The following is a 385-nucleotide window of genomic DNA, read 5'->3' as shown; positions in this document are numbered from 1 at the left end:
GTCCCACTCCGTCGGCGGGGTGTCCATCCCCCGAATGATGCTGCCGGCCAACAGGTCAGGCACGGTTCCTCCTCACATCGCCCGGCGGGCGGGCGTCCACAGCCGGACATCCGTACCGGCCGAATGGTCCTTGACGATCCCGGCAACACCTCGCGTAACGGTCATGACCTGCGGATTCACCGCCGACAACGCGTCGACCTTGACCGTCACCGGCGAGTTCGAGTTGCCGGTCTCCCGGCGGGCCAGGATCGCGATCCCAGTCCCAGTCCCCCACCCAGACGTCACCCCGGAGTCGACGGTGGTAACCGGCGAGCCGGTCGAGACGTTCCGCATCGACGCCACGACCCGACCGGACTTCTCGGCGGCGATCTCGACGCGCCACCAG

1 protein-coding gene is annotated in these 385 nt (G+C 68.6%); it reads right to left on the bottom strand.

Features of this window, described 5'->3' with window-relative positions; genetic code table 11:
- Window positions 1-72: 72 nt before the first annotated feature.
- A partial coding sequence (locus OO70_RS55230) for a hypothetical protein (protein WP_158711700.1) occupies window positions 73-385 on the bottom strand: 313 nt, incomplete at its 5' end.

It is taken from the genome of Streptomyces xylophagus, assembly GCF_000716435.1.
Lineage (GTDB): Bacteria > Actinomycetota > Actinomycetes > Streptomycetales > Streptomycetaceae > Streptomyces > Streptomyces xylophagus.
Note: the sequence above shows the minus strand (reverse complement) of the source record. Positions and strands in the feature narration are given on the sequence as shown.